Raw genomic sequence first — 660 nt, 5'->3', positions numbered from 1 at the left:
ACGCGCAATTAGTTGCTGATGAGCGGGGGGCGAAAATCAAGCGTGAGCAACTTCAGCTGCGTATAGCTCGGATAGATGATGATTTGAATTCTGAAAGAGAGCGTTTTGCCCAAAGTTCTGAGCAAATTGAAGCGTGTGAGCAAGAGTTGTCAATATTATCTGAGGTTTTGGAGAGCGCATCTGAAAAAAGAGAGCTTGGAGAAGGTGACAAAGAGCGTTTGAAAAATGCGATATCTGAGTCGCGAGCGCAGGTTCAGGATTTAGCTTCAGTGTTAATGAGGTTGCGGTCTGATCAGCAAGGTTTTCGAAATCGCTTAGAGTTGCTAAATCAAACTCTTGATGGGCAAGTAGTTGAGATTGAGAGGTTTAACGAGGCGGTCTTAAATATTGATTTCGAGCCTGGCGATGAAGATTTGATTGAGGGTTTAGAGTCCCGCTTGCAGGATGAATTAGTCGCTCATGAGCGTGATCAGAAGCGGCTTGGGCAGGTGCGAACAGAGCACGAGGCGTTCCAAGGTCAATTGCGTGATTTGGAACAGGCAAGGGAGCGCTCTGAGACAGACTTGCTGCATGTTCGAGAAAAGCTAGAGCGGGTGCGTTTGAGGATTCAAGCATTTGCTTTAGAGCAAGATCAATGTTTCCAAAATGTGCTGGAGCAGG

General features: G+C 46.7%; 1 protein-coding gene. It reads left to right on the top strand.

What is annotated here, in order from left to right; all coding sequences use genetic code 11:
• Positions 1 to 660: hypothetical protein (locus A3739_RS30210; RefSeq protein ID WP_197472480.1), on the top strand; the 660-nt coding region annotated here is incomplete at both ends.

The sequence above is a fragment of the Oleiphilus sp. HI0067 genome, from assembly GCF_001635735.1.
The sequence above is the reverse complement of the archived record's forward strand: the minus strand, read 5'-3'. Positions and strand labels throughout refer to the sequence as shown.